The organism is Aquimarina besae, from assembly GCF_042434905.1.
Lineage (GTDB): Bacteria > Bacteroidota > Bacteroidia > Flavobacteriales > Flavobacteriaceae > Aquimarina.
The window spans coordinates 4,976,103-4,998,967 of the sequence record NZ_CP170199.1 but is presented as its reverse complement, the minus strand read 5'-3'; the positions used below and the strand labels follow the sequence as shown (position 1 = coordinate 4,998,967).

Genomic DNA, 22,865 nt, shown 5'->3' with positions numbered 1-22,865 from the left:
ATGGCTAGAGATTTAAAATATACAAGAAATATTGGTATTGCTGCGCACATTGACGCAGGAAAAACTACGACAACTGAGCGTATTTTATACTATACGGGAGTTAGTCACAAAATTGGTGAGGTGCACGATGGTGCTGCTACAATGGACTGGATGGAGCAAGAGCAGGAAAGAGGTATTACAATTACTTCTGCTGCGACAACTTGTGAGTGGAAATTTCCAACAGAAAATGGTCAGGCAATAGAAGATACTAAAGGATATCATTTTAATATTATTGATACTCCGGGTCACGTTGATTTTACGGTAGAAGTAAACCGTTCTTTACGTGTACTCGATGGGTTGGTTTTCTTATTTAGTGCTGTTGATGGTGTTGAGCCACAATCAGAAACTAACTGGAGACTTGCTGATAACTACAAAGTGCCACGTATTGGATTTGTAAATAAAATGGACCGTCAAGGATCTAATTTTATGGCTGTATGCCAACAGGTTAAGGATATGTTGGGATCTAATGCTGTGCCAATCGTAATGAATATTGGAGATGAGGCAGATTTTAAAGGGATTGTAGACCTAGTAAAGAATCGCGCTATAGTATGGCATGATGAAACACAAGGATCTACTTTTGATGTGATTGATATTCCTGAAGAGTTAAAAGAAGAAGCTGCTGAGTTAAGAGGTAAACTTATTGAAGAAGTTGCTGCTTACGACGAAAATCTATTAGAGAAGTATATGGAGGATGAGGATTCTATTACTGAAGATGAAGTGCACGCTGCACTTAGAGCTGCTGTAATGGATATGTCTATCATTCCTATGATATGTGGATCAGCATTTAAAAATAAAGGAGTACAATTTCTTTTAGATGCTGTATGTCGTTATTTACCTTCTCCAACAGATAAAGAAGGAATTATTGGTGTTAATCCTAATACGGAAAAAGAGGAAATACGTAAGCCTGATGTAAAGGAGCCGTTTGCTGCTTTAGCATTTAAGATTGCTACAGATCCTTTCGTAGGGCGTTTAGCGTTTTTCCGTGCATATTCAGGACGTTTGGATGCAGGTTCATATATATTAAATAACCGTTCTGGAAAAAAAGAGCGTATTTCACGTATCTATCAAATGCATTCTAATAAACAAAATGCTATTGATTTTATCGAAGCGGGTGATATTGGAGCTGCGGTAGGTTTTAAAGATATCAAGACGGGTGATACCATGTCTGATGAAAAGCATCCGATTGTTTTAGAATCTATGGACTTTCCTGATCCGGTAATCGGTATCGCTGTGGAGCCAAAGACTAAGGCGGATGTTGATAAGTTAGGTATGGCTTTATCTAAGTTAGCAGAAGAGGATCCAACGTTTACGGTTAGAACAGATGAAGCTTCAGGGCAGACTATTATATCCGGTATGGGTGAGCTTCACTTGGATATTATTGTAGATCGTTTAAAGCGTGAATTTAAGGTTGAAGTAAATCAAGGTCAGCCACAGGTAGAGTACAAAGAGGCTATTACTCAGCGAGCAGAACACAGAGAAGTTTATAAGAAACAATCTGGTGGTCGTGGTAAATTTGCGGATATTGTATTTACATTAGAGCCGGCAGAGGAAGGAAAAGTAGGTCTTGAGTTTGTTTCCGAAATTAAAGGAGGTAATGTGCCGAAAGAATTTATTCCATCTGTAGAGAAAGGTTTCAAAATGGCAATGCAAAATGGTCCTTTAGCTGGATACGAAGTGGACGCTATGAAAGTTACACTTACAGATGGTTCTTATCACGACGTTGATTCGGATCAGTTATCTTTCGAATTAGCTGCTAAAATTGGTTTTAAAAATTCTGCCAAAGCGGCGAAAGCGGTGATAATGGAGCCTATAATGAAATTAGAAGTTATTACTCCAGAGGAAAATATGGGTGATATCGTAGGTGATTTAAATAGACGTAGAGGACAAGTGAGTGATATGGGTGATAGAGCTGGAGCAAAAACAGTAAAGGCTACTGTACCACTTTCTGAGATGTTTGGGTATGTAACAACATTAAGAACATTGTCTTCTGGTAGAGCAACATCTACTATGGAATTTTCTCACTATGCTGAAACTCCTTCTAATATTTCAGAGGAAGTAATTGCAGCAGCAAAAGGAGTTAACGCTTAATTTTACAGAAATGAGTCAAAAAATTAGAATAAAACTAAAATCTTACGATCATAACTTGGTAGACAAGTCTGCAGAGAAGATTGTTAAGACCGTTAAGAGTACTGGAGCAGTGGTTACAGGTCCTATTCCATTACCAACACATAAGAAAATTTTTACAGTATTGCGTTCTCCGCACGTTAATAAGAAATCTAGAGAGCAATTTCAATTAAGTTCTTACAAAAGGCTTTTAGATATTTATAGCTCGTCTTCAAAAACAATTGACGCGTTAATGAAGCTGGAATTACCAAGTGGAGTAGAGGTTGAGATCAAAGTGTAATGAAATCAACTTAGTGCTTGCTTAATACCTTTGTTAGGTTATTTTGTCAAGCGTAGTTAAAGTAAAATGTCCCGAGCTGCGTGCAAGGGAAAAACGGCAAAAAATACATTCAGGGTTGAAGTATTTTGACCCTGTTTTTTTGCAAAACAAGAAAAAGAATACTAATTAATAATTAATAAATATGTCTGGGTTAATAGGAAAAAAGATCGGTATGACCAGCATCTTCGACGAAAATGGAAAAAATATTCCATGTACGGTGATCGAAGCTGGACCATGCGTGGTTACCCAAGTCAGAACTGAAGAGGTTGATGGATATAAGGCTATTCAGCTAGGTTTCGATGACAAAGCAGACAAAAATGCTACTAAAGCGGCTTTAGGTCACTTTAAGAAAGCAGGAACGAATGCTAAACGTGAAGTTGTCGAATTCCAAGGTTTTGATGAGGAGTACAAGTTAGGTGATACAATAACAGTGGAGCACTTTGCAGAAGGTGAATTTGTTGATGTATCTGGAACTTCTAAAGGAAAAGGATTCCAAGGAGTTGTTAAAAGACACGGTTTTGGCGGAGTTGGACAAGCAACTCACGGTCAACATAACCGTTTGAGAGCTCCTGGTTCGATTGGAGCTGCATCTTATCCTGCAAGAGTGTTCAAAGGAATGCGGATGGCAGGAAGAATGGGTGGAGATAAAGTAAAAGTTCAAAACTTAAGAGTGTTAAAAGTAGTTGCTGAAAAGAACTTACTTGTTGTTAAGGGATGTGTTCCTGGACATAAAAACGCTTATGTAACGATTCAGAAGTAATGAAGGTAGCAGTAATTGATATTAACGGAAAAGAAACAGGAAGAAAGGTTGACCTTTCTGATGCTGTTTTCGGTATAGAGCCAAATGATCATGCTGTTTACTTAGATGTGAAGCAATACTTGGCAAATCAGCGTCAAGGTACTCATAAGGCTAAGGAACGTGCAGAGATTGTAGGTAGTACAAGAAAAATTAAGAAACAAAAAGGAACTGGTACAGCAAGAGCAGGTAGTATCAAATCTCCTATCTTCAAGGGTGGAGGTAGAATTTTTGGTCCTAGACCACGTAATTATTCTTTTAAATTAAATAAAAATTTAAAAAGATTAGCACGTAAATCTGCTCTAAGTATAAAAGCAAGTGATAAGGCTATTACGGTTGTAGAGGATTTTACTTTTGATACGATAAAAACAAAGAATTTTACCTCTGTTTTGAAGTCGCTAGGGCTTGAGGATAAAAAATCTCTATTTGTGTTGGGAGAGTCAAATAAAAACGTATATTTGTCGTCACGCAATTTAAAAAGCTCTGAAGTTGTAACTTCTTCAGAATTAAGCACTTATAAAATACTTAATGCAAAACAAGTTGTGCTTTTAGAAGGTTCTTTGAAAGGAATTGAAACGAATTTAAGTAAATAGAAGCCATGAGTATCTTAATAAAACCTATTATTACGGAAAAGGCTACTGCTGATAGTGAGGTGTTTAACCGCTACGGCTTTGTAGTAGATAAAAAAGCGAATAAGGTAGAGATCAAAAAAGCAGTTGAAGCTGCTTATGGAGTGTCTGTTACTAAAGTTCGAACGATTAATGTCCGTCCAGATCGTAAAACTCGTTACACGAAAACGGGTGTGGTCACTGGTAAAACAAATGCTGTTAAGAAAGCAATTGTACAGGTGGCGGAAGGTGAAGTAATTGATTTATATAGTAATCTTTAAGACTAAGAAATGTCAGTAAGAAAATTGAAACCAATTACCCCAGGTCAGCGTTTTAGAGTAGTTAATGGGTTTGATGCCATTACTACTGATAAGCCGGAGAAGAGTTTATTAGCTCCGAAAAAAAGATCTGGAGGTAGAAACAATCAAGGAAAAATGACCATGCGCTACAAAGGTGGTGGTCATAAAAAAAGGTATCGTATTGTTGATTTTAAACGAGATAAGCAAGGAATTCCTGCTACCGTTGCTACAATAGAATACGATCCGAACAGAACTGCTTTTATAGCGCTTTTAAACTACCAAGATGGAGAAAAGCGTTATGTGATTGCTCAAAATGGTCTACAAGTTGGTCAGAATGTTGTTTCAGGAAGTAATGTTGCTCCTGAAATCGGAAACGCGATGCCGCTTAGTGATATCCCTTTAGGTACAATTATTTCTTGTATAGAATTACGTCCTGGTCAAGGTGCCGTTATGGCACGTAGTGCCGGTTCATTTGCTCAGCTTATGGCAAGGGATGGTAAGTTTGCAACCGTAAAATTACCTTCTGGTGAGGTAAGAATGGTGTTGGTTAATTGTATGGCTACAGTTGGTGCTGTTTCTAACAGTGATCATCAATTAGTTGTTGGTGGTAAGGCAGGTAGGGGAAGATGGCTTGGTCGTCGTCCACGTACAAGACCAGTAGCAATGAACCCTGTTGATCATCCAATGGGTGGTGGAGAAGGACGTTCTTCAGGAGGTCATCCACGTTCTAGAAAAGGTCTTCCTGCAAAAGGATATAGAACCCGTTCTAAAACAAAAGCGAGTAATAAGTATATTGTAGAACGTAGAAAGAAATAATAAGATATGGCACGTTCATTAAAAAAAGGACCTTACATTCACTATAAATTAGAGAAGAAGGTAGCTGCTAATGTAGAAGCTAATAAAAAAACGGTGATAAAAACTTGGTCAAGGGCATCAATGATATCTCCAGATTTTGTTGGTCAAACAATCGCAGTGCATAATGGTCGACAGTTTGTTCCTGTGTATATTACAGAGAACATGGTAGGTCATAAATTAGGAGAGTTTTCGCCAACACGTTCTTTCAGAGGGCACGCTGGTGCTAAAAATAAAGGTAAAAAATAATTTAAGCTATGGGAGTTCGTAAAAGAGAAATGGCAGAAAGAATTAAGGAAGAGAAAAAGCAGATTGCTTTTGCTAAGCTTAATAACTGCCCTACTTCACCCCGAAAAATGCGCCTAGTAGCGGATTTAGTTCGTGGTGAAAAAGTGGAAAGAGCGCTTCATATTCTTAGATTTAATCCTAAAGAAGCATCGCGTCGTTTAGAAAAGTTATTGCTTTCGGCAATAGCTAACTGGCAAGCGAAAAATGAAGACGCTAGCATCGAAGATGCAGATCTTTTTGTAAAAGAGATTCGTGTAGATGGAGGAAGTATGTTAAAGAGACTACGTCCGGCTCCACAGGGTCGCGCACACAGAATAAGAAAACGCTCTAATCACGTTACAATCGTGGTTGCAGCAAAAAATAATACACAAAGCTAAATAAATAGTATGGGACAGAAGACAAATCCAATCGGAAATCGCCTTGGTATCATAAGAGGATGGGAGTCCAACTGGTATGGAGGTAATGACTACGGTGATAAACTTGCCGAAGACGATAAGATTAGAAAGTATGTACACGCACGTTTATCAAAAGCTAGTGTATCCAGAGTAATTATTGAGCGTACGCTTAAACTTGTAACCGTTACTATCACTACCGCCAGACCTGGTATCATTATCGGAAAAGGTGGTCAAGAGGTAGACAAGTTAAAAGAAGAGCTTAAAAAGATTACAGATAAAGAAGTTCAGATCAATATATTTGAAATCAAAAGACCAGAACTTGATGCATTTTTAGTAGGGTCTAGTGTTGCAAGACAAATTGAGAGTCGTATCTCTTATCGTCGTGCAATCAAGATGGCTATTGCGGCTGCAATGAGAATGAATGCTGAAGGTATCAAAATTCAGATTTCAGGACGTTTGAATGGTGCAGAAATGGCACGGTCAGAATCATATAAAGATGGTCGAATTCCTTTATCAACATTTAGAGCTGACATAGATTATGCTTTGGTTGAGGCACACACTACTTATGGTAGATTGGGTGTTAAAGTATGGATTATGAAAGGCGAAGTATATGGTAAGAGAGAGCTTTCTCCTTTAGTTGGTCTTTCTAAGAAACAAGGAAAAGGAGGCGATAGAGGAGCCGGACGAGGTGGTAATAACAAATCACGTCGTAGAAAGTAATTTTTTAAAGTAAATTAACAATGTTACAGCCTAAAAGAACAAAATTCCGTAAGCAACAAAAAGGTCGTATGAAAGGTCTTTCGCAAAGAGGACACACGCTTTCTAACGGAACTTTCGGAATTAAATCATTAGATTCAAATTTTGTTACTGCCAGACAAATAGAAGCAGCACGTATTTCTGCTACCCGTTATATGAAAAGAGAAGGTTCTCTGTGGATTAAAATTTTCCCGGACAAGCCTATTACAAAGAAACCTCTTGAAGTACGTATGGGTAAAGGAAAAGGAGCAGTAGAATATTGGGCAGCAGTGGTAAAACCAGGAAGAATCTTATTTGAGATCAGTGGTGTACCTTACGATGTAGCAAAAGAAGCGTTACGCTTAGCTGCACAAAAGTTACCAGTAAGAACTAAGTTTATCGTAGCTAGAGATTATCAAGCTTAATAATTGAAGATTATGAAACAATCACAAGTAAAAGAATCATCTACAGCTGAATTGCAAGAGGAACTTGGTAAATATCGAAAAGAATATTCAGATTTAAAAATGGCTCACACCATGTCTCCATTAGAAAATCCTTTACAATTGCGTAAAGTAAGAAGGTCTATTGCAAGAATGGAAACTGAGCTAACTAAAAGAGAATTAAACGGTTAATTCTGCTGAAAGATGGAAAAAAGAAACTTAAGAAAAGAACGTATAGGTGTAGTTACCAGTAATAAAATGCAGAAGTCTATTGTGGTTTCTGAGGTTAAGAAAGTAAAACACCCTATGTACGGAAAGTTCGTGTTAAAAACAAAGAAGTACGTTGCGCACGATGAGAAAAATGACTGCAATATTGGTGATACTGTAAAGATCATGGAAACAAGACCTATGAGTAAAACCAAATGCTGGAGATTAGTAGAAGTAATTGAAAGAGCGAAGTAATTATGGTACAACAAGAGTCTAGATTAAAAGTAGCAGATAACACAGGTGGTAAAGAAGTTTTAGTTATCCGTGTTTTAGGTGGTACAAAGAGAAGATACGCCTCTGTAGGGGACAAGATCGTTGTCAGTGTTAAAGAAGCAACTCCTAATGGAAATATCAAAAAGGGAGCGGTTTCTACTGCAGTTGTAGTTCGTACCAAAAAAGAAGTGCGCAGACCAGACGGTTCTTATATTCGTTTTGATGATAATGCATGCGTTCTTTTGAACCCTGCTGGAGAAATGAGAGGAACACGTGTTTTTGGACCTGTAGCAAGAGAACTTCGTGATAAGCAGTTCATGAAGATTGTATCACTAGCGCCAGAAGTGCTTTAATATATAGCAAAATGACAAAGCTAAAAATTAAATCAGGAGATACTGTAAAAGTGATCGCTGGTGACAATAAAGGTCAGCAGGGTAAAGTACAGAAGGTATTGAAAGATAAGAACAAGGCGATTGTAGAAGGTGTTAACCTTGTGTCTAAACACCAGAAACCTAGTGCTGCTAATCCACAAGGTGGTATTGTAAAGCAGGAAGCGCCGATTCATATTTCTAACTTATCATTGTTGACATCTAATGGGGATGCAACAAGAGTAGGATACAGAGTAGAAGGAGATAAGAAAGTGAGATTTTCTAAAAAATCTAATGAAGTAATATAGTTATGGCTTATATCCCAAGACTAAAACAAGAGTATAAAGACAGAATAGTGTCAGCTCTTACAGAAGAATTCAGTTATAGTAACGTAATGGAAGTGCCTAAGCTTAAAAAAATAGTTTTAAGTAGAGGTGTTGGTGCAGCAGTGGCTGACAAAAAGTTAATTGACTATGCTGTTGATGAATTAACAATGATCACAGGTCAAAAAGCTGTAGCTACCATATCGAAAAAGGATGTTGCAACTTTCAAATTACGTAAAGGAATGCCAATTGGAGCAAAGGTTACGTTAAGAGGAGAAAGAATGTACGAGTTTTTAGATCGTCTAATTACTTCCGCTTTACCTCGTGTAAGAGACTTTAATGGAATTAATGCTACTGGTTTTGATGGAAGAGGTAATTACTCTTTAGGAATTACTGAACAGATCATATTTCCTGAAATAGATATCGATAAAGTAAATAAGATTTCAGGAATGAATATCACTTTCGAAACTTCGGCAAACACAGATAAAGAAGCTAAATCATTGTTAACAGAACTAGGGTTACCTTTTAAAAAGAATTAATTATGGCTAAAGAATCAATGAAAGCCCGTGAGGTGAAGAGAGCAAAGACAGTAGCTAAATATGCTGAAAAACGTAAAGCTTTGAAAGAAGCTGGAGACTATGAAGCACTACAAAAGCTTCCGAAAAATGCATCTCCAGTTCGCCAGCATAACAGATGTAAGTTAACAGGAAGACCAAAAGGCTATATGCGTCAGTTTGGTATTTCTCGTGTTACATTTAGAGAAATGGCTAATCAAGGATTAATTCCAGGTGTAACCAAAGCTAGTTGGTAAATAATAAAGCATATTAGTAATTGGTGTTAGGTTCGATACTTTTCGAAAACCAATACCATAAATGATAAATAATGAATACAGATCCTATAGCAGATTTTTTAACTAGAATTCGTAATGCAAATCGTGCTCAACACAGAGTAGTAGAGATTCCTGCATCTAAAGTTAAAAAAGAGATCACTAAAATATTATTCGATCAAGGATATATTTTAAGTTATAAATTTGAAGAAAATACAACACAAGGTAGTATTAAGATTGCTCTTAAATACGATAAGTTGACAAAAGAACCTGTAATAAAAGAATTACAACGAATCAGTAAGCCTGGTTTACGTAAATATGCAGGATCAAATGAAATACCAAGAATTCTTAACGGATTGGGTATTGCAATTGTTTCTACTTCTCACGGTGTAATGACTGGTAAACAGGCAAAACAAGAGAACGTAGGTGGAGAAGTACTTTGTTACGTATATTAACAGTATAAAAGACAAAAGAAATGTCAAGAATAGGAAAAAATCCAGTAACTATTCCGTCTGGTGTCACTGTAGAAGTGACAGGTAATGTTGTTACTGTTAAAGGAAAATTAGGAGAACTTTCTCAAGAAATTGATAGTATCAATGTGAAAGTTGAAGAAGGTCAGGTTGTTCTAGAAAGACCGAGTGAAGCAAAGGATCACAAAGCAAAGCATGGATTGTACAGAGCTTTGATTAGTAATATGGTTCAAGGTGTTTCTGAAGGTTTTACCAAGGAATTGGAATTGGTTGGGGTAGGTTACAGAGCTTCTAACCAAGGGCAAAAATTAGATCTAGCTCTAGGATTCTCTCACAATATCGTTTTAGATGTTGCTCCAGAGATCAAAATCGAGACTGTATCTGAAAAAGGTAAAAACCCGATCGTTAAATTAACTTCTCACGATAAACAATTAGTGGGACAGGTTGCGGCCAAGATAAGAGGCTTCCGTAAACCAGAGCCTTACAAAGGTAAAGGAGTTAAATTCGTAGGAGAACAATTAAGAAGAAAAGCAGGTAAATCTGCATAATAACGAAGTTATGGCATTCTCAAAAGATTTAAGAAGATTAAAAATCAGAAAGCGTATCCGCGGTAAAGTAAGCGGAACAGAACAACGTCCTAGATTATCTGTTTTTAGAAGTAATAAAGAAATCTATGCACAGATCATAGATGATGTAACCGGTAAAACTATTGGTGCAGCTTCTTCAAGAGATAAAGATATTGCTGCTGCATCAGGTAATAAAGCAGAAAAAGCGAGCTTGGTAGGTAAAGCTCTTGCTGAAAAAGCTAAAAAAGCAGGTATAGATACCGTGTCATTTGATAGAGGTGGATATTTATATCACGGAAGAGTAAAATCATTAGCAGAAGGAGCTAGAGAAGCAGGACTTAAATTCTAAGAAATTATGTATCAAAAATATAAAAACGCAGAATTAGTAAAACCAAGTGGACTTGAACTTAAAGATCGTTTAGTTGGGGTACAACGTGTTACTAAAGTAACAAAAGGAGGTAGAGCATTTGGGTTCTCCGCAATTGTTGTTGTAGGAGATGAAAATGGCGTTGTAGGTCACGGTTTAGGTAAGTCTAAAGAAGTTGCAGAAGCTATTGCAAAAGCAGTAGAAGATGCTAAGAAAAATTTAGTTCGTATACCCTTAACTAAAGGAACATTGCCTCATGAACAAAAAGGTAAATATGGTGGAGCAAGAGTATTGTTAATGCCAGCTGCAACAGGTACCGGAGTTATAGCAGGTGGAGCAATCCGTGCGGTATTAGAATCTGTTGGTGTTCACGATGTACTTTCTAAAAACCAAGGATCGTCTAACCCACATAATGTGGTGAAAGCGACGTTTGATGCTTTATTGCAAATGCGCAGTGCAGAGCAAGTAGCAAAACAACGTGGTGTTTCACTTGAGAAAGTGTTTAAAGGATAAATATTAGGAACGATGGCAAAGATTAAAATAACTAAAGTAAAAAGCGCGATTAACCGTACGCAGAGACAAAAAAGAACTCTGGAGGCTTTAGGTCTTAAAAAGATCGGTCAGGTTGTTGAGCACGATGACACTCCTAATATCCTTGGGATGGTAAATAAAGTTAAACATTTAGTTTCGGTAGAAACAAAATAATATAAGCACATGGATTTAAGTAACTTAAAACCTGCTGCAGGTTCAGTAAAAAATAACAGTAAGCGATTAGGACGCGGACAAGGTTCAGGTAAAGGTGGAACTTCTGCCCGTGGTCACAAAGGAGCAAAATCACGTTCTGGTTATTCTAAAAAGATTGGTTTTGAAGGTGGGCAGATGCCACTTCAAAGACGTGTGCCTAAGTTTGGTTTCACAAATATCAATAGAAAAGAATATCAAGGGATCAATTTGGATACACTACAGAAATTAGTGGATGCTGGTAAAATAACTGATACTGTTGATCTTGATGTGATATTAGAAACACGTCTTGCAGGAAAGAATGATTTAGTTAAGATACTGGGAAGAGGTGAGTTAAAGGCTAAGTTAAAAGTCTCAGCTCATAAATTTACAGCCACTGCAAAAGCAGCTATTGAAGCAGCTGGTGGTGAAGCAGTAACGTTATAAAAGACATTTCATGAAATTTATTGATACAATAAAAAACATTTGGAAAATCGAAGAACTCAAAAATAGGATCTTAGTTACGCTAGGACTACTTTTAGTATATCGATTTGGAGCACAGGTTGTTTTGCCTGGAGTGGATGCAGCAGAATTAGCTAACTTGGGTACACAAACTCAGGATGGTTTATTAGGATTGCTGAATGCATTTACCGGTGGAGCATTCGCTAATGCTTCGGTATTTGCTTTAGGAATTATGCCATACATTTCTGCTTCTATTGTAGTGCAGCTGATGGGTATAGCTATTCCTTACCTTCAAAAACTTCAAAAAGAAGGAGAGAGTGGTAGAAAGAAAATTAATCAGATAACTCGTTGGTTAACTATTGCAATTACTTTAGTTCAAGGACCTGGTTATATTTATAATCTATTTGCTACACTTCCTCCTGCTGCTTTTAGTACAGAGATAAGTCAAACTGTTTTCGTTGTGTCATCTGTAATTATTCTAACTACTGGATGTATTTTTGCTATGTGGTTAGGTGAAAAGATTACCGATAAAGGTATAGGTAATGGTATCTCATTATTAATTATGGTAGGTATTATAGCTACATTGCCTCAATCTTTTGTACAGAATTTTATCTCAAGAACTTCAGGAGAAGGTGGAGATATTATTATGGTATTGATAGAGTTGGTAATTTGGTTTGTAATCATTTTGGCATCAGTATTGTTAGTAATGGCAGTGCGTCAGATTCCCGTGCAATATGCCAGAAGAACAGCCAGCGGAGGTTATGAAAAGAATGTTTTCGGATCACGCCAGTATATACCTTTAAAGTTAAATGCGTCTGGTGTAATGCCAATTATCTTCGCCCAAGCAATTATGTTTATTCCGGCTGCAGTAGCTGGACTTTCAGAGTCCGAAACTTCACAGGGAATAGCAGCGGCTTTCAGTGATATTTTTGGATTGTGGTATAATTTATTATTTGCATTGTTGATTATCATATTTACATATTTCTACACTGCGATCACGGTACCAACCAATAAAATGGCTGATGATTTAAAAAGAAGCGGTGGGTTCATACCGGGTATTAGACCTGGTAGCGAAACAGCTGAGTATTTGGATAAAATAATGTCACAAATAACCTTACCTGGTTCTATTTTCTTAGCATTGATAGCTGTTTTTCCTGCGGTAGCTGTAAAGCTGCTTGGTGTTCAACAAGGATGGGCATTGTTTTTCGGAGGAACTTCTTTGCTAATTATGGTAGGGGTAGCTATAGATACGATGCAACAAGTAAATTCGTATTTGTTAAATAGACATTATGACGGATTAATGAAAACTGGTAAAAACCGTAAAGCAGTAGCATAATGGCAAAACAACCAGCAATAGAACAAGACGGAAGCATAATAGAAGCATTGTCAAATGCAATGTTTCGTGTAGAACTAGAAAATGGTCATGTGGTGACTGCACATATCTCTGGTAAAATGCGAATGCATTATATCAAGTTGTTACCAGGCGATAAAGTAAAGTTAGAAATGAGCCCTTATGATTTATCAAAGGCTCGAATAACATACAGATACTAATAATTTTAAGAATATTAGTTAATTAAGATTTTTTATGTACTTTTGCAGGCTGAAAATCTTGTTAACGAGAACTTCTGAAATGCTTAATGCATATTTTCAGGATTTAAACACAAAGAGATGAAAGTTAGAGCATCAATTAAAAAGAGAAGTGCCGAGTGCAAGATTGTACGTAGAAAAGGCCGACTTTACGTAATTAATAAAAAGAATCCTAGATTTAAACAAAGACAAGGGTAATTATGGCAAGAATTGCAGGGGTAGATATACCTAAACAAAAGCGAGGAGTTATAGCATTAACCTATATCTTCGGAATTGGTAGAAGTAGAGCTAAAGAAATTTTAGCCAATGCCAAAGTAGACGAGAGTATAAAAGTTTCTGATTGGGATGATGATCAAATAGGTCGTATCCGTGAAGCTGTAGGAGCCTATACCATAGAAGGAGAATTACGTTCTGAAGTACAGTTGAACATCAAGCGTCTTATGGATATAGGATGTTATAGAGGTATTCGCCACAGAGCTGGATTGCCGCTAAGAGGACAGCGTACTAAGAACAATTCTAGAACACGAAAAGGAAGAAGAAAAACAGTTGCTAACAAGAAAAAAGCAACTAAATAATAATTAACAATTAGACATTAGTCATTAGTAAATAGACGTTAGATGAATCTGTTTGAAATAGCAATGTTTAGGATTCTAACAACTAAAAGCTAACAACTAAAACTATAAAATATGGCAAAGTCAACTTCAAAAAAACGTAAAGTAATTGTTGAATCAGTAGGAGAGGCACACGTAACAGCTTCTTTCAACAACATTATTATTTCGTTAACTAATAAAAAGGGAGACGTTATTTCTTGGTCTTCAGCTGGTAAAATGGGATTTAGAGGTTCTAAAAAGAATACTCCATATGCTGCACAGTTAGCTGCAGAAGATGCTGCTAAAGTGGCAATCGAGGCTGGACTAAAGAAAGTTAAAGTATATGTGAAAGGTCCTGGAAACGGAAGAGAATCTGCAATAAGATCTATTCACAATTCAGGAATTGAAGTTTCAGAAATAATTGATGTAACTCCAATGCCGCATAACGGATGTCGTCCTCCAAAAAGACGTAGAGTATAATAAGTGTATCCCGAAAGAAATTCGGGATCTTTTATACCTTATAAAAAGTAATTAAAGTAAGTCAAAAGAGGAATACAGGATTATCGAAGGAAAGAGACCTTAATTCATAACCTCCTCTAAAATTAAATCAATAAGTAATGGCAAGATATACTGGTCCAAAAACTAAAATCGCTCGTAAATTTGGAGAAGCGATCTTCGGAGATGATAAATCCTTCGAAAAGAGAAATTATCCTCCTGGTCAACACGGTAATAACCGACGAAGAGGAAAGAAAAGTGAATATGCAATCCAGTTAATGGAGAAGCAAAAAGCTAAATATACTTACGGGATATTAGAACGTCAGTTCAGAAACATGTTTGAAAAAGCAACAAGATCTCAGGGAATTACTGGTGAGGTTTTACTTCAATTATGTGAGTCTCGTTTAGATAATGTAGCTTTCAGAATGGGATTGGCAAATTCTCGAAGAGGAGCTAGACAATTAGTTTCTCATAGACATATTACCGTAAACGGAGAATTGGTAAATATTCCATCTTACCAATTAAAACCTGGCGATGTTGTAGGAGTAAGAGAAAAGTCAAAATCATTAGAAGTTATCCAAAACTCTCTTGCTAATAACAGTAAAGTATACGAGTGGATTACTTTCAATAATGATACAAAACAAGGTACTTTTGTATCTGTCCCGGCAAGAATTCAGATACCGGAAAATATTAACGAACAATTCATCGTCGAATTATATTCGAAGTAATAACTCTTAGAAGAAACAATAATATGGCAATATTAAATTTTCAGAAGCCCGATAAAGTTATCATGATCGACTCCAGTGAGTTTGATGGTAAATTTGAATTTAGACCATTAGAACCAGGGTACGGATTGACAGTTGGTAACGCTTTACGAAGAGTTTTGCTATCTTCTTTAGAGGGATTCGCTATAACTTCACTAAGAATCGAAGGAGTAGATCACGAGTTTTCTACGATCTCAGGAGTTGTAGAAGATGTGACTGAAATCATTCTTAATCTGAAGCAAGTTCGTTTTAAACGTCAAATTGAAGATGTAGATAATGAATCTGTTACAATCTCTATTTCTGGACAAGAACAATTAACTGCTGGCGATTTTCAAAAGTTTATTTCAGGTTTCCAAGTCCTTAATCCTGATTTGGTTATTTGCAATATGGATAAGAAAGTAGCTCTTAACTTAGAGATTACTATCGAAAAGGGAAGAGGTTACGTTCCAGCAGAAGAAAATAAAAAAGCGAATGCTCCAATTGGAACAATCTTTACGGATTCAATCTATACGCCTATAAAGAATGTTAAGTATAGCATTGAGAATTATCGTGTTGAACAAAAAACAGATTACGAAAAACTAGTTTTTGAAATTGTAACTGATGGTTCTATACATCCAAAAGATGCGTTGACTGAAGCAGCAAAAATTTTGATTCACCATTTTATGTTATTTTCAGATGAGCGTATCACTTTAGAAGCTGATGAGATTGCTCAAACTGAAACATACGATGAGGAATCATTGCATATGAGACAGTTATTAAAGACTAAGTTGATTGATATGGATCTCTCTGTAAGAGCATTAAATTGCTTGAAAGCTGCAGAAGTAGATACCTTAGGAGATTTAGTATCGTATAACAAAAATGACTTGATGAAGTTCCGTAACTTTGGTAAGAAGTCTTTAACTGAGCTTGAAGAGCTTGTAAACGTTAAAGGTCTTAATTTTGGTATGGATCTTTCCAAATATAAATTAGACAAAGACTAACACATCATATTTTGCTCTCTGCACGAGGTAGATTGAGCAAGATGATGCTTAAATTTTTAATGTCATGAGACACGGAAAAAAAGTAAACCACTTAGGTAGAAAAACTGCACATCGTAAAGCGATGCTTGCCAATATGGCTTGTTCTCTTATAGAGCATAAGAGAATAAATACTACCGTTGCAAAGGCAAAAGCGCTTAAGCAATTTGTAGAGCCTTTAGTAACTAAGTCTAAAGAGGATACTACACATAATCGTCGTATAGTATTTAGTAAGTTACGTAATAAGTATGCTGTTGCAGAATTGTTTAGAGACGTTGCTGCAAAAGTTGGTGATAGACCTGGAGGATATACAAGAATCATAAAATTAGGTAACCGTCTGGGAGATAACGCTGATATGGCGATGATTGAGCTAGTGGATTACAATGAGTTGTATAACGCAGGTAAGCCGGCTAAAAAGAAATCTACTCGAAGAGGTAGGACAAAGAAAACTGAGTCTGCACCTGTGGTTGAAACAACTAGTTCTGAAGAAGAATAAATGAAAAATGTGATATACACATAGTGAAAAAGGATAAACGTTCAACGTTTATCCTTTTTTTTTGAATATTTTTAGAATAAAATTATTAGATCCTTTTATAGGACGTTTACTATTAAAAAAGTATACTATAATGAAATATCAATCTCGAAAAAAAGCAATTGTATTATTAGCAGACGGCACTATTTTTCATGGTAAAGCTGTTGGGAAAGAAGGCACCGCGTTTGGCGAAGTCTGTTTTAATACCGGAATGACGGGATATCAGGAGATTTTTACGGATCCTTCTTATTTTGGACAATTAATGGTAGCTACCAATGCCCACATAGGTAATTATGGAGCTAATAATGAAGAAGTAGAATCGGATTCCGTTAAAATAGCAGGACTTATTGTAAAGAATTTTAGCTATGAATATTCTCGTGATCGGGCTGATGAATCGTTACAAGAGTTTTTGGAAAAAAATAATTTATTAGCTATTTCTGATGTCGATACACGAGCATTGGTTAGCTATATCAGGGACAATGGAGCAATGAATGCTGTAATTTCAACTGAGGTTGATAATATCGATTCATTGAAAAAGCAGTTAGCAGCAGTTCCAGATATGAATGGTCTTGAGTTAGCTTCTAAAGTCTCCACTACAGAGCCTTACTTTTTTGGAAATCCTGATGCAACGTATAAGATTTCAGCTTTAGATATTGGAGTAAAAAAGAATATACTTCGGAATCTGGCACAAAGAGATGCCTATATAAAGGTTTTTCCTTTTGATACTACTTTTGACGAAATGAGCGAGTGGGGTCCTGATGGATATTTTCTTTCTAATGGTCCGGGAGATCCAGAGCCATTAACACAGGCTATTGAGACCGCGTCAGAAATAATCAAAAGAGATTTACCATTGTTCGGAATTTGTTTAGGTCATCAAGTGATTGCCTTGGCAAATGGAATTAGTACCTATAAAATGCACAACGGTCACAGAGGTATTAATCACCCGGTAAAAAACTTGATGACAGGAAAAGGAGAGATTACTTCACAAAATCATGGATTTGCCATTAATAGAGAAGAAACCGAAAATAATCCAGATGTAGAGATAACACACGTTCATCTAAATGACCATACGGTAGCTGGAATCAAAATGAAAAATAAAAATTGTTTTTCAGTGCAGTATCATCCAGAAGCAAGCCCTGGTCCTAATGACTCAACGTATTTATTTGATCAATTTATAAATAATATTAAAAACGCAAAAGTAGAGATCTAAACTTCAGCTTTTTTTACAAGAGTGGTACTGTTTTTATAATGATTTTAGCTATAACGTTATAGTTGATAACTTATGATTTTTACTGGGGTTTGAGTAATAAATTAAGAGGTTTTCTGAGGTATTTAAATTTACTGGTTTTGTATATTGCGAAGAATTAAAATTATCCAACAAAAACAAATCAAGAAATGAGTGTAATTATTAATATTCACGCTAGACAAATTTTAGATTCACGTGGTAATCCAACAGTAGAAGTTGATGTGATCACCGAAAATGGTGTTTTAGGTAGAGCTGCGGTTCCTTCAGGAGCCTCGACAGGAGAACACGAAGCAGTGGAACTAAGAGATGGAGGTAGTGATTACATGGGTAAAGGGGTTAAAAAAGCTGTTGAAAATGTAAATACGATAATCGCAGAGGAACTTTTAGGATATTCTGTATTTGATCAAAATCTATTGGATCAGACAATGATTGAATTGGACGGAACTTCAAATAAATCTAAGCTTGGTGCAAATGCGATTTTAGGAGTTTCTCTGGCTGCTGCCAAGGCTGCTGCTAATGAGCTTAATATGCCATTATATCGTTATGTAGGTGGTGTAAGTGCAAACACATTACCGGTGCCAATGATGAATATCATTAATGGAGGTTCTCATAGTGATGCGCCAATTGCGTTTCAAGAATTTATGGTAATGCCGGTAAAAGCGAAGAATTTTACCCACGCAATGCAAATGGGTACAGAGATTTTTCATAATTTAAAGAAAGTACTACACGATAGAGGACTAAGTACCGCTGTAGGAGATGAAGGTGGTTTTGCGCCAACATTAGATGGAACTGAAGATGCGTTGGACTCGATTGCTTTGGCGGTTGAAAAAGCTGGGTATAAATTTGGTGATGAAGTAATGGTTGCCTTAGATTGTGCCGCTGCAGAGTTTTTTGTAGATGGTAAATATGATTACACAAAATTTGAAGGAAAAACAGGAGTAGTAAGGACCAGTGAGGAACAAGCAGATTACCTTGCTCAATTAGCTTCAAAATATCCAATTATCTCAATAGAAGATGGTATGGATGAAAATGATTGGGAAGGCTGGAAATATCTAACCGATAAGGTTGGGGATAAAGTACAGCTCGTTGGTGATGATTTGTTTGTTACTAATGTTGAAAGATTATCAAGAGGAATCGAAAATGGTATTGCTAATTCAATTTTAATTAAAGTAAATCAAATCGGAACCTTGACTGAAACAATAGCCGCGGTAAATATGGCACATAATGCTGGATATACCTCCGTAATGTCTCACCGTTCCGGAGAAACAGAAGATAATACGATCGCGGATCTAGCGGTAGCGTTGAATACAGGTCAGATTAAAACTGGATCTGCATCACGAAGTGATAGAATGGCTAAGTATAATCAACTATTACGCATAGAAGAAGAATTAGGCACAGTCGCTTATTATCCGCAGGAAAAGGCCTTTAAGGTAAAGAAGTAAAAAAGAATAAATATTGAAAAGCTCACTGATAAAGTGAGCTTTTTTTATATATCTAATTGTTTCTTTGGTATGGCAATTTCATCTAATCATTAAAAAACCAAAATAGCTCCTGTTTTTATTGCAAAATTGATGGATTGATTAATAATATATTAACACTATATTTCGTAATTTAGCAACCCTTATTATAACAGCAAAATTCTAAATAATCACAATGTCAAAAAAAGCTACGTTAGAAATCGACGGTAATAAATATGAGTTTCCCATAATAGAAGGAACTGAAAAAGAATTAGGAATTGATATCAAAACTCTTAGATCTGCTACTGGTGGCATCACTACGATTGATCCTGGATATAAAAACACAGGAAGTTGTGAGAGTGGAATTACTTTTCTAGATGGAGAAAAAGGAATTCTTAGATATCGTGGATATTCTATTGAGGAATTAGCTGAAAAAGCCAATTTTTTAGAAGTAGCATACTTATTGATTTTTGGAGATTTACCAACAGCAGAACAACTTGATAAATTTGATAAAGATATCAAAGAAGAATCTCATGTTGACGAAGACATGAAAAAAATTCTTGATGGTTTTCCTAAGAGCGCACACCCCATGGGAGTTCTTTCATCATTGACTAGCGCCTTGATAGCTTTTAATCCTGGTTCTGTGGATGTAGATTCTGAAGAGGCTATGTATAACGCTATTGTCAAAATTTTAGCCAAGTTTCCCGTCTTAGCTGCTTGGACAATGAGAAAAAGAAAAAGTTTGCCATTGGACTATGGAGACAATGCTTTGGGATATGTTGAGAATTTACATAAAATGATGTTCTCCAGGCCTAATAAAACATATGAAGCAAATAATATTGTTAATGATGCTTTGGATAAATTATTAATTCTTCATGCAGATCACGAGCAAAATTGTTCTACTTCTACTGTTAGAATTGTAGGATCATCTCACGCTGGATTGTTTGCTTCTTTATCAGCAGGGATTTCAGCATTATGGGGACCATTACACGGTGGAGCAAACCAAGCGGTTATTGAAATGCTTGAAGCGATCAAAGAAGATGGTGGTGATACAGCAAAGTATATCGCTAAGGCTAAAGATAAAGAAGACCCTTTCCGCTTAATGGGATTTGGACATAGAGTATACAAAAATTTTGATCCAAGAGCCAAGATCATAAAGGCATCTGCAGAAGAAGTTCTGGGAGATCTTGGAATTGAAGATCCTGTGCTTGATATTGCTAAAGGTTTGGCTAAAGTTGCTCTGGAAGATGAATATTTTGTAAAAAGAAAACTATATCCTAATGTAGATTTCTATTCTGGAATCATATATAGAGCATTAGGCATTCCAACCGAGATGTTCACTGTTATGTTTGCGTTAGGAAGATTGCCTGGTTGGATCGCACAATGGAGAGAAATGCGTTTGCGTAAAGAACCAATAGGGAGACCAAGACAAATATATATCGGAGAAACATATAGATCTTTTAAACCTGTTTCTGAACGCTAAAAAAAGAAAATAAAATATATAGGGTGTTGGATCTTTTCAACACCCTTTTTTTATGATATTCTTAATATATAGCAATACAAGTGTGTCAATTTCAGAATTTCATAAAAAGTTGATATTTTTTTTAAATAAAATTAGCAAGTACCTAAATCCTCTTCATATATTTGTTTGATTTCAAAGGTCATTGGATTACTATGTTTTATTGAAAAATTCAATAGTTGAAATAGATCTAAGTAGAAAAAGTAAATCAGCATATTATACTCTATTTCAAGAGAACCTCTCAATCAATACGATTAGTATATGAAACTGAATATTAAAAATGAAACCTCTCGGCTTAGGGCAGTAGTTTTAGGAACTGCTTTAAGTAATGGTCCTGTTCCAAAAATCGAAGAAGCTTACGATCCAAAATCAATAGAGCACATCAAGGCGGGTAGCTATCCTAAAGAGGGAGCTATGGTTGCAGAAATGGAAGCTGTTGCCAAGGTTTTCGAGAAATATGATGTAAAAGTTTTTAGACCAAAAATCATAGAGAATTATAATCAAATTTTTGCAAGGGATATTGCTTTGGTCATAGAGGATAAATTCATAAAATCAAACATACTACCTGATAGAGAAAAAGAGATCAAGGCAATTCAATATGTCATAGATGAAATAGATCCAAATAAGGTCTATAAAGCACCATCTGAAGATATACACTTTGAAGGAGGTGATATCATAATCCATAATAATCATATTTTCATAGGAACCTATAAAGGAGAAGATTATAGCGATTGTATTGTGGCTAGAACAAATATGAAAGGCGTAGAATATATTAGATCACTCTTTCCAGATAAAATAGTAAAGGAATTTGACCTGAATAAATCGATGGATAATCCTCGAGAAAATGCTTTACACTTAGATTGCTGTTTTCAACCGGTCGGCAAGAATAAAGCGATCATTCATAAAGAAGGATTCAGGAATATAGAAGATTATAAATATTTAGTAGACTTTTTCGGAATAGATAATTTATTTCATATCGATAAGGATGAAATGTATTACATGAACTCTAACGTATTTTCTATTTCGGAAGATGTAGTAATTTCTGAGAAAAATTTTACAAGATTAAATACTTGGCTTCGTAGCTTACACATAACCGTAGAAGAAGTTCCATATGCCGAAATCGCTAAACAAGAAGGACTTTTACGTTGTTCTACTATGCCATTGATAAGAGATTAAATAATGAAACAGGTTACAAATACAATTGTAATGATTCGTCCGGCTAGATTCAGGATGAATGAGCAAACAGCGGTAAACAATTACTATCAAAATACATCAGACGATAGCTTAGAAGATGTTAATACGAAAGCGCAAAAGGAGTTTGATAATTTCGTAGAGAAACTAAAATCGGTAGGTGTGAATGTAATAGTGATTAATGATAAAGCTGAAAATGATACTCCCGATTCTATATTTCCTAATAACTGGGTGTCCTTCCACGAGAATGGAGATGTGGGCTTGTATCCTATGTTTGCTGTAAATAGAAGAAGAGAGCGAAGACCCGAAGTGTTGGATGTAATTGAAAATACTGGTTTTGAAATAAAAAATATCATTGATTACACAGAAGCTGAAGACACCGATATATTTCTTGAAGGAACAGGAAGTCTTGTTTTGGACAGAGTGAATAGAAAAGCATATTGTGCTCTTTCTCCTCGAGCAGACGAAGAACTATTTATTGAATTTTGTGAAGACTTTGAATATACTCCCGTAATTTTCACAGCATACCAAACTGTTAATAATGAGCGTTTGCCTATCTATCATACCAATGTAATGATGGGGATTGGAGAAACTTTTGCAGTCGTATGTTTAGATAGTATAGATGATAAAAAAGAACGAAAAAACTTAGTAAGTCATTTAAAAAGTGATGGAAAGGAGATCATTTCAATTACAGAAGATCAGGTGAATAATTTTGCAGGAAACATGCTACAGGTCGTGGGAGCAGATGAAAAACGATATCTGGTAATGTCATCTGCAGCATACCAAAGTTTGTCAAAAGATCAAATATCAAAAATAGAAAAACATTGTGCTATCCTTCATAGTGACCTTGAAACCATTGAAAAATTAGGTGGAGGTAGTGCTCGTTGTATGATGGCAGAAGTTTTTCTTCCAAAAACAATAAATAGTATCTAAAAACAGTTTAAAAACATTTCAAAAAAAGAAGTAGATTCTTTTAACTATTTTTGGAATA

Annotated in this window: 35 protein-coding genes; all 35 read left to right on the top strand. The window is 35.9% G+C overall.

The window, feature by feature from the left end; genetic code table 11:
• The gene (fusA, locus tag ACE94K_RS22150) at positions 1 to 2,127 is read left to right on the top strand and encodes an elongation factor G (RefSeq protein WP_378177787.1); all 2,127 of its coding nucleotides are present in this window, start codon (positions 1 to 3) and stop codon (positions 2,125 to 2,127) included.
• 10 nt (positions 2,128 to 2,137) lie between these two features.
• Entirely contained in the window at positions 2,138 to 2,443 is a 306-nt protein-coding gene (rpsJ, locus tag ACE94K_RS22145) for a 30S ribosomal protein S10 (protein ID WP_010181931.1), read from the top strand.
• 181 nt (positions 2,444 to 2,624) lie between these two features.
• Positions 2,625 to 3,242, top strand: a complete 618-nt coding sequence (rplC, locus tag ACE94K_RS22140; RefSeq protein ID WP_378177784.1) for a 50S ribosomal protein L3 — start codon at positions 2,625 to 2,627, stop codon at positions 3,240 to 3,242.
• Entirely contained in the window at positions 3,242 to 3,871 is a 630-nt protein-coding gene (gene rplD / locus ACE94K_RS22135) for a 50S ribosomal protein L4 (RefSeq protein ID WP_378177781.1), read from the top strand. The genes rplC and rplD overlap by 1 nt, the downstream gene beginning before the upstream one ends.
• Before the next feature lie 5 nt (positions 3,872 to 3,876).
• A complete protein-coding gene (rplW, locus tag ACE94K_RS22130; RefSeq protein WP_378177779.1) occupies positions 3,877 to 4,167 on the top strand; it encodes a 50S ribosomal protein L23 in 291 nt (96 codons plus the stop codon).
• 9 nt (positions 4,168 to 4,176) lie between these two features.
• The gene (rplB, locus tag ACE94K_RS22125; RefSeq protein WP_378177776.1) at positions 4,177 to 5,001 is read left to right on the top strand and encodes a 50S ribosomal protein L2; all 825 of its coding nucleotides are present in this window, start codon (positions 4,177 to 4,179) and stop codon (positions 4,999 to 5,001) included.
• 6 nt (positions 5,002 to 5,007) lie between these two features.
• Positions 5,008 to 5,286: a 30S ribosomal protein S19 gene (gene rpsS / locus ACE94K_RS22120; RefSeq protein WP_027392549.1), complete on the top strand. Its 279-nt coding sequence runs from the start codon at positions 5,008 to 5,010 to the stop codon at positions 5,284 to 5,286.
• Positions 5,287 to 5,294: 8 nt separating this feature from the next.
• Positions 5,295 to 5,702 carry a 50S ribosomal protein L22 gene (gene rplV / locus ACE94K_RS22115; RefSeq protein WP_118461079.1) on the top strand — a complete coding sequence of 136 codons (408 nt, stop codon included), beginning with the start codon at positions 5,295 to 5,297 and terminating at the stop codon, positions 5,700 to 5,702.
• Positions 5,703 to 5,711: 9 nt separating this feature from the next.
• Positions 5,712 to 6,440, top strand: a complete 729-nt coding sequence (rpsC, locus tag ACE94K_RS22110; RefSeq protein ID WP_027392547.1) for a 30S ribosomal protein S3 — start codon at positions 5,712 to 5,714, stop codon at positions 6,438 to 6,440.
• Between the two features lie 20 nt (positions 6,441 to 6,460).
• Entirely contained in the window at positions 6,461 to 6,880 is a 420-nt protein-coding gene (rplP, locus tag ACE94K_RS22105; protein ID WP_378177771.1) for a 50S ribosomal protein L16, read from the top strand.
• Positions 6,881 to 6,892: 12 nt separating this feature from the next.
• Positions 6,893 to 7,087, top strand: a complete 195-nt coding sequence (gene rpmC / locus ACE94K_RS22100; RefSeq protein ID WP_219009324.1) for a 50S ribosomal protein L29 — start codon at positions 6,893 to 6,895, stop codon at positions 7,085 to 7,087.
• A gap of 12 nt (positions 7,088 to 7,099) precedes the next feature.
• Positions 7,100 to 7,357 (top strand): 30S ribosomal protein S17, encoded by a 258-nt coding sequence (gene rpsQ, locus ACE94K_RS22095; RefSeq protein ID WP_034243856.1) that lies wholly within the window; start codon positions 7,100 to 7,102, stop codon positions 7,355 to 7,357.
• A 2-nt stretch (positions 7,358 to 7,359) separates the two neighbouring features.
• On the top strand, positions 7,360 to 7,728 hold the full coding sequence (gene rplN, locus ACE94K_RS22090; protein ID WP_027392543.1) for a 50S ribosomal protein L14: 369 nt from the start codon (positions 7,360 to 7,362) through the stop codon (positions 7,726 to 7,728).
• A gap of 11 nt (positions 7,729 to 7,739) precedes the next feature.
• Positions 7,740 to 8,051 carry a 50S ribosomal protein L24 gene (gene rplX / locus ACE94K_RS22085; RefSeq protein ID WP_378177766.1) on the top strand — a complete coding sequence of 104 codons (312 nt, stop codon included), beginning with the start codon at positions 7,740 to 7,742 and terminating at the stop codon, positions 8,049 to 8,051.
• A gap of 2 nt (positions 8,052 to 8,053) precedes the next feature.
• Complete coding sequence (gene rplE, locus ACE94K_RS22080; protein WP_378177763.1) at positions 8,054 to 8,605, top strand: 50S ribosomal protein L5; 552 nt, start codon at positions 8,054 to 8,056, stop codon at positions 8,603 to 8,605.
• A gap of 2 nt (positions 8,606 to 8,607) precedes the next feature.
• Entirely contained in the window at positions 8,608 to 8,877 is a 270-nt protein-coding gene (gene rpsN, locus ACE94K_RS22075) for a 30S ribosomal protein S14 (protein WP_210195893.1), read from the top strand.
• 71 nt (positions 8,878 to 8,948) lie between these two features.
• Entirely contained in the window at positions 8,949 to 9,347 is a 399-nt protein-coding gene (gene rpsH, locus ACE94K_RS22070; protein ID WP_378177758.1) for a 30S ribosomal protein S8, read from the top strand.
• Between the two features lie 20 nt (positions 9,348 to 9,367).
• Complete coding sequence (rplF, locus tag ACE94K_RS22065; RefSeq protein WP_378177755.1) at positions 9,368 to 9,910, top strand: 50S ribosomal protein L6; 543 nt, start codon at positions 9,368 to 9,370, stop codon at positions 9,908 to 9,910.
• A 10-nt stretch (positions 9,911 to 9,920) separates the two neighbouring features.
• Positions 9,921 to 10,277, top strand: coding sequence for a 50S ribosomal protein L18 (gene rplR, locus ACE94K_RS22060; RefSeq protein ID WP_378177752.1), 357 nt, complete (start codon positions 9,921 to 9,923; stop codon positions 10,275 to 10,277).
• Positions 10,278 to 10,283: 6 nt separating this feature from the next.
• Positions 10,284 to 10,808: a 30S ribosomal protein S5 gene (gene rpsE, locus ACE94K_RS22055; RefSeq protein WP_027392537.1), complete on the top strand. Its 525-nt coding sequence runs from the start codon at positions 10,284 to 10,286 to the stop codon at positions 10,806 to 10,808.
• 12 nt (positions 10,809 to 10,820) lie between these two features.
• Entirely contained in the window at positions 10,821 to 11,000 is a 180-nt protein-coding gene (gene rpmD, locus ACE94K_RS22050) for a 50S ribosomal protein L30 (protein ID WP_027392536.1), read from the top strand.
• 9 nt (positions 11,001 to 11,009) lie between these two features.
• The gene (gene rplO, locus ACE94K_RS22045; protein ID WP_378177747.1) at positions 11,010 to 11,462 is read left to right on the top strand and encodes a 50S ribosomal protein L15; all 453 of its coding nucleotides are present in this window, start codon (positions 11,010 to 11,012) and stop codon (positions 11,460 to 11,462) included.
• A 10-nt stretch (positions 11,463 to 11,472) separates the two neighbouring features.
• Positions 11,473 to 12,813, top strand: coding sequence for a preprotein translocase subunit SecY (gene secY / locus ACE94K_RS22040; RefSeq protein ID WP_378177744.1), 1,341 nt, complete (start codon positions 11,473 to 11,475; stop codon positions 12,811 to 12,813).
• Positions 12,813 to 13,028 carry a translation initiation factor IF-1 gene (gene infA / locus ACE94K_RS22035; protein ID WP_010181908.1) on the top strand — a complete coding sequence of 72 codons (216 nt, stop codon included), beginning with the start codon at positions 12,813 to 12,815 and terminating at the stop codon, positions 13,026 to 13,028. Before secY ends, infA begins: the two co-directional genes overlap by 1 nt.
• 117 nt (positions 13,029 to 13,145) lie before the next feature.
• Complete coding sequence (gene ykgO / locus ACE94K_RS22030) at positions 13,146 to 13,262, top strand: type B 50S ribosomal protein L36 (protein WP_013621733.1); 117 nt, start codon at positions 13,146 to 13,148, stop codon at positions 13,260 to 13,262.
• Positions 13,263 to 13,264: 2 nt separating this feature from the next.
• Positions 13,265 to 13,639, top strand: coding sequence for a 30S ribosomal protein S13 (rpsM, locus tag ACE94K_RS22025; protein WP_201922894.1), 375 nt, complete (start codon positions 13,265 to 13,267; stop codon positions 13,637 to 13,639).
• A 111-nt stretch (positions 13,640 to 13,750) separates the two neighbouring features.
• A complete protein-coding gene (gene rpsK / locus ACE94K_RS22020) occupies positions 13,751 to 14,134 on the top strand; it encodes a 30S ribosomal protein S11 (RefSeq protein WP_073316875.1) in 384 nt (127 codons plus the stop codon).
• Positions 14,135 to 14,271: 137 nt separating this feature from the next.
• A complete protein-coding gene (rpsD, locus tag ACE94K_RS22015) occupies positions 14,272 to 14,877 on the top strand; it encodes a 30S ribosomal protein S4 (RefSeq protein WP_378177737.1) in 606 nt (201 codons plus the stop codon).
• 23 nt (positions 14,878 to 14,900) lie between these two features.
• Complete coding sequence (locus ACE94K_RS22010; protein WP_378177734.1) at positions 14,901 to 15,893, top strand: DNA-directed RNA polymerase subunit alpha; 993 nt, start codon at positions 14,901 to 14,903, stop codon at positions 15,891 to 15,893.
• A 64-nt stretch (positions 15,894 to 15,957) separates the two neighbouring features.
• On the top strand, positions 15,958 to 16,425 hold the full coding sequence (gene rplQ / locus ACE94K_RS22005; protein ID WP_378177731.1) for a 50S ribosomal protein L17: 468 nt from the start codon (positions 15,958 to 15,960) through the stop codon (positions 16,423 to 16,425).
• A gap of 130 nt (positions 16,426 to 16,555) precedes the next feature.
• Entirely contained in the window at positions 16,556 to 17,671 is a 1,116-nt protein-coding gene (gene carA / locus ACE94K_RS22000; RefSeq protein ID WP_378177728.1) for a glutamine-hydrolyzing carbamoyl-phosphate synthase small subunit, read from the top strand.
• Positions 17,672 to 17,856: 185 nt separating this feature from the next.
• A complete protein-coding gene (gene eno / locus ACE94K_RS21995) occupies positions 17,857 to 19,149 on the top strand; it encodes a phosphopyruvate hydratase (RefSeq protein WP_378177725.1) in 1,293 nt (430 codons plus the stop codon).
• Between the two features lie 211 nt (positions 19,150 to 19,360).
• A complete protein-coding gene (locus tag ACE94K_RS21990) occupies positions 19,361 to 20,647 on the top strand; it encodes a citrate synthase (protein WP_378177722.1) in 1,287 nt (428 codons plus the stop codon).
• Positions 20,648 to 20,944: 297 nt separating this feature from the next.
• On the top strand, positions 20,945 to 21,859 hold the full coding sequence (locus tag ACE94K_RS21985; protein ID WP_378177719.1) for a dimethylarginine dimethylaminohydrolase family protein: 915 nt from the start codon (positions 20,945 to 20,947) through the stop codon (positions 21,857 to 21,859).
• Positions 21,860 to 21,862: 3 nt separating this feature from the next.
• The gene (gene ctlX, locus ACE94K_RS21980) at positions 21,863 to 22,807 is read left to right on the top strand and encodes a citrulline utilization hydrolase CtlX (RefSeq protein WP_378177716.1); all 945 of its coding nucleotides are present in this window, start codon (positions 21,863 to 21,865) and stop codon (positions 22,805 to 22,807) included.
• The last annotated feature ends 58 nt before the right edge of the window (positions 22,808 to 22,865 follow it).